Here is a 4,610-nt window from a genome sequence, read left to right as displayed (position 1 = left end):
ATCCGTGCACCAAAGTCGCGGCGCGTTGGGAGTTGGCTCAGCTCAGAAGTCCGCAACAAAGTAAACTATACCCAAAGGTGCGAGGGTGCACGCCACCAATACATACTCCACTATTGTAGTGCGGCTGTTGAAACATCCGGCTTCCACTTTAGCTTAGCCTACAAGAATGCTCATGCTATAGCGCGCCTCAAACATGCGACCGCATTCAACGAATGCGGGTGGCGTCGTGCAACGCCACCCGCACCCGCGCACGGTCTCTGGGCCCATTCAGGGGGCAGCCCCCAACTCGCAAAATTCAGGGTTTAACTGACATATTCCGGGATATTCCTGGGCGTGCGCGGTGCTGACTGCGAGCCCGGTCAGCAGGCTCATTGCGACAAACGCAAATCCAACCATCTTACGCAGTTTCGTCATCTTCCGTCTCCTTTGGGTTTCCAAGGGCGGCTCATCCGCCGAGCGCCATCAAACCTCGAAGGCCGTTTCATGTCCGGAGAGACCGCTGAAAAATGGCTGAAAGCTCTCTGAAAATTGGCTTAATCTCTCAGGCGCAGCTCCGGCGGTCCGCGAGCAGGTAGGCAAGGGAGGCGGATCGCGGGCTGCTAAACTGCTCGTGGGCTGTTGCGCGAGATCGGCGATCCGTGCGCGCGCGGCTTGCGTGGTTCTATCCGATGAAGAGGGGGCACTCGGATTTCTTCTGCTTTGGGTCGATTCGATAGGCAGCGCGTGGAAGATTTCGGCATATATAGTTGCGTCCGGCCGACCCCGATATCCACGACGGCCTCGGCCATGAGGCGGCCTGAGATCCCTGCGTTCAGACCCTGCGCCGATCAACGCCAGTCAGCGGCGCGCCACGGCCCACGGCGGATCCAATCGGCGAAAGAGAGAGCCTCGGCCCCGGAACTCTCGCGGTGATTGCCCGCCGACGAGCCCAGGGCAGGGCCCGAGGGGGCTCGGACCGGCGGGCTCCGCGCGAATCATCGCCGAAATCATGGCCTACGGCGCCGCTCATGGCATGCTCAAGATCCGACAGCTCAAGCGCCGAAGCCGCCACAGACGTCAAGAGAAATTAGTTTCAGATAAGTTCGCGTTGTCAATAGCTTGTGTCGGCGGCCTAGCCTCACGCCCGCTACCCGTTCCTGCCCTGCAGCGCGATGCGCCTCGTCAAGGTCAATCTCTCTCCTCGCGGCAGCTTGGTGGCTTCGACAGGGGCAACAGCCTATGAAGCCGCTCGATGCCGCCTTGCCCCAGCGCGTCGGCCAATGAGTAGCGGCTGAGAACGGCAAAGAAGGCGTCCAGCGCCAGATCCAGCGGCCCCGGCAGCCGGCAGGCGCCGTTGAGGCGACACTCTGTGCAGCCGACGAGGTCGATCTCCCCCTCGGTATGGCGGATCAACGCGCCAATGTTGATTTCCGAGGGCGGGCAGGCAAGTCGGATGCCGCCACTACGCCCCCGCCGTGACTGCACAAAGCCGGCGCGCGCAAGGTCGCTGACCACCTTCATGAGGTGATTCTGCGAGATATCGTAAGCCTTTGCGACCTCGGCGATCGAACACAGGCGGTCGTCGTGGGCGGCCAGGTAAAGGGCCACCCGGATGGCGTAATCGGAGAAGCGGGTCAGGCGCACAAGATTTCTCCCCAAAAAGTGTATTTCATTTGCATCTTATCGAAGACCAGGATATATAGCATCTCAGATGCATATTTAGGGAGGCCGAAAATGTCGATGTGCGATGCCCAACCCGAGACGGAGATTGACGAGGCCGCGCTCGCTGGCCTGATCCACGCCTTTTACGCCAGGGCGCGCGCCGACGAGGTGATCAGCGGACTGTTCAACGTGGCGATCACCGAGGCGGCATGGCCCAGGCATCTCGATCAAATGGTCGCCTTCTGGTCGTCGGTAATGACGGGTGCTCGGCGCTATCGGGGCAATCCGATGGCCGCCCATATGAAGCATCGCGAAGCGCTCGCGCCCGAGATGTTCGCGCGCTGGCTCACGCTCTGGGAGGGGACGGCCAGCGAGCGTCTACCGAAGGAGCAGGCCGACGCGATCATCGGCAAGGCGAAGCGGATCGCTGAGAGCCTGCAGTACGCGCTGGCCTTTCGCCCGTACCCGGTCCGCCGCGACCGACACGTCGCCTGATCCTCGTTCCAGAGAGGAGCCCTTCGACCGGATTAAAGTCTGGACCGCACAGCGGAAGATAGAGCAGCCTTGCGCCGGCGGCTTCGATGACGCGGCGTACGGCAGTGCCTTTCTGGCTTCCGAGATTGTCCATGATGACGATGTTGCCGGTCTTGAGCATAGGAACCAGAACCTGCTCGACGTAGGCCTTGAAGGCAGCGCTGTTGATGGCGCCGTCGAACCATCGGCGCGACGATGCTGCTCAGGCGCAACGTCGTAGTCTTCCAGTGTCCACGAGGAACGCCGACCCTGAGCCTCTGGCCTTTCGGCGCCCATTCCGTACGGTCCATGTTGGTTGAGGCCCAGGTTCTCGTCGATGAAAACGAGGCGATCGGGAACGACATCCAACTGCCCATCGAACCAAGGCCTTGCGGCGCGTCACGGCGTGCGGGCGATCCTGCTCGACCGCGTGCGCGTTTTTTTGCGCCCGATCTTGTTACGGCGAAAGAGGCGCAGAGCGCCACGTAGCTTGCCGAAACATCCCGCGCGGCGAGCGCCGTCCTGGCCTTGTGATGTCAAGCGTCTCATCGACCAGTGCGCCAATGGCGCCCGTATGGCGCTCAATCCTCATCGAGCGCCGGTCTCCCCCGACCTCCTTCGGTTTCGGCGGATCGCGCTCGATTCGCGCACCTCGAACCGGATCGCCGCCCGCCGGCACGACATGCCGGAAGATATCGCAGCCAGCACTCGCGTCCGAGGATCAAAGGGAAAGAGGCGCCACGCCCGCCGGCACGAAGCAGTCCTATTCTCCCGCCAGCCACAAATCTAAGCACGTCACCCGGGCGGGATGCCGGCCTGGCGTAGACCCTTGAGAAAGAACTCCATCATCCAATCGTAGCGAAACGGGTTATTGCCGCGCGTCCGCTTGAGCGTGCATCCCGGGTCGCGGCGCAGGAGCTCTTTCGCCTCGGTCCGCGCCTCCTCTTCGCGTCCCGAATGGGTTAACGCCGCGATCAGATAGCGACGAGCGGAATTATAATCCGGGGCCCGACCTAGAGCGCGCTCGGCGGCGCCGATTGCTGCGTCGAACTGGAGCGTGAAGAAACAAACGGCCGCACGGAGGTTGAGGCGGTTCATCCCCTCGAGCGACAGGGGATCCAGCTGTTCGCTGATCTCTGCGCGGGTAAGCGCCGTCTCGAAGTCGCCGTTCCAAACCGACACCCACGCGCCGCGAATATAGGCCTCGGCGCAGTTGGGGTTGGCGGCGATCGCCTGTTCGAGCAGAGCCGCTCCCTCGGCATGCACGCCGCCGAGAAGCGTGAGCACATATCCGCAGCGGGCCAGAACCAACGGATCGGTCGAATCCGACGCGAGCGCCTCTCGAGCAAGGCTGACGGCCCGAGCTCTCGCCGCGTCGACGTCCGGCTCCCAACCGGCGAAGACGCCCAGCTCCCAAAGGCGGGCCAGCAGGCTGCGCGCTTGCCCGAATTCCGGATCGCGCGCCAGGGCGTCCTCGAGGAGGCGCTTTGCCGATTTGTATCCTGCCTGCGTTCGGTCGTAGAACCCGGGCATGGCCCGCAGATAAAGGTCGTAGGCGGTGAGATCGGCCGTCGGCTTGCGCGTCGCCCGCTCGATCTCGGCGCGGAGAATGTGAGGTTCGAGCGCTCCGACCACAGCGGCCGTGATCCGGTCCTGCAGCTCGAACACGTCCGCCATGACTCCATCGAAACGGTCTGCCCAAACGTGGCTCCTCGTTTCTGCCTCCACCAATTGGCCGGTCACCCGAAGTTGTCCGCCCGCGTGCCGCACGCTTCCCTCAAGAACGTAGCGGACACCAAGCTTCCGCCCGACCTCGCGCACGTCGACGCTCTGGCCCTTGAAGGTGAAAGCGGAGTTGCGCGCGATCACGAACAACGAGCGGAAACGCGAGAGCGCCGTCGTGATCTCCTCGACGATCCCATCCGCGAACCAATCGGTCTTCGGGTCTTCGGGGATGCTCTGGAATGGCAGCACAACGAGCGAGGGCCGGGCGGACTCCGTCGCCGGCGCGGCGGGCTCGGGGTGCGGCGAAACGGCCGCTTCGACCGCGACGTCGAAGCAGTAGCCGCGCTTCATGACCGTCCGGATGATTCGGCCCTCGGGGTCCCCGATCGCGCGCCGAACCTCGCGCACGCATTGGGTGATGCTGTCCTCGGTGACTGTCACATTGGGCCAGACAGCGTCGAAAAGCTCGTCGCGCGACAACACCCGCCGCACATTGCGCGCCAAAGCCAGGAGAAGGTCGAGGGATTTCGGTCGCAAGGCGCCAGCGCTGTCGCGCAGGGAGCCGCGACTGATGTCCAGCGTCACGTTTCCGAACCGCAGCGTCTCCGGAACGTGTCAACGACAATGAGACGCCTGGGTTGGTAATTTAGGCTTGGATTTCAGGCTTGATTTGGGGCGGATTGATCCAGACGGCGGTTGGCTTGTCGGGGGGCGAGGGGATGTTTTTCACG

At 63.1% G+C, this 4,610-nt stretch carries 4 protein-coding genes and 1 pseudogene; 1 reads left to right on the top strand and 4 read right to left on the bottom strand.

What is annotated here, in order from left to right; all coding sequences use genetic code 11:
- Nucleotides 1–267: 267 nt before the first annotated feature.
- Together ACLP25_RS20590 and ACLP25_RS20585 are read right to left on the bottom strand one after the other, a co-directional pair.
- Nucleotides 268–414 carry a hypothetical protein gene (locus tag ACLP25_RS20590; RefSeq protein WP_442471016.1) on the bottom strand — a complete coding sequence of 49 codons (147 nt, stop codon included), beginning with the start codon at nt 412–414 and terminating at the stop codon, nt 268–270.
- Between the two features lie 753 nt (nt 415–1,167).
- A complete protein-coding gene (locus tag ACLP25_RS20585) occupies nt 1,168–1,623 on the bottom strand; it encodes an RrF2 family transcriptional regulator (protein ID WP_442471015.1) in 456 nt (151 codons plus the stop codon).
- Nucleotides 1,624–1,713: 90 nt separating this feature from the next.
- Here ACLP25_RS20585 and ACLP25_RS20580 point away from each other — a divergent pair, with 90 nt between their 5' ends.
- The gene (locus tag ACLP25_RS20580; RefSeq protein WP_442471014.1) at nt 1,714–2,136 is read left to right on the top strand and encodes a group III truncated hemoglobin; all 423 of its coding nucleotides are present in this window, start codon (nt 1,714–1,716) and stop codon (nt 2,134–2,136) included.
- A 22-nt stretch (nt 2,137–2,158) separates the two neighbouring features.
- On the opposite strand, the pseudogene ACLP25_RS20575 reads toward ACLP25_RS20580, so the two are convergent.
- Both ACLP25_RS20575 and ACLP25_RS20570 read right to left on the bottom strand, forming a co-directional pair.
- Nucleotides 2,159–2,599: pseudogene (locus tag ACLP25_RS20575) on the bottom strand (transposase); the annotation flags it as partial.
- A gap of 350 nt (nt 2,600–2,949) precedes the next feature.
- Nucleotides 2,950–4,416 carry a winged helix-turn-helix domain-containing protein gene (locus ACLP25_RS20570; protein ID WP_442471013.1) on the bottom strand — a complete coding sequence of 489 codons (1,467 nt, stop codon included), beginning with the start codon at nt 4,414–4,416 and terminating at the stop codon, nt 2,950–2,952.
- Between the last annotated feature and the right edge of the window lie 194 nt (nt 4,417–4,610).

This window comes from Roseiarcus sp., from assembly GCF_052145395.1.
GTDB lineage: Bacteria > Pseudomonadota > Alphaproteobacteria > Rhizobiales > Beijerinckiaceae > Roseiarcus.
The sequence above is the reverse complement of the archived record's forward strand: the minus strand, read 5'-3'. Positions and strand labels throughout refer to the sequence as shown.

What these genes read in the sequence shown, in the direction of transcription:
- ACLP25_RS20590 (WP_442471016.1), bottom strand. Translation starts at nt 414, where the DNA reads ATGACGAAACTGCGTAAGATGGTTGGATTTGCGTTTGTCGCAATGAGC.
- ACLP25_RS20580 (WP_442471014.1), top strand. Translation starts at nt 1,714, where the DNA reads ATGTCGATGTGCGATGCCCAACCCGAGACGGAGATTGACGAGGCCGCG.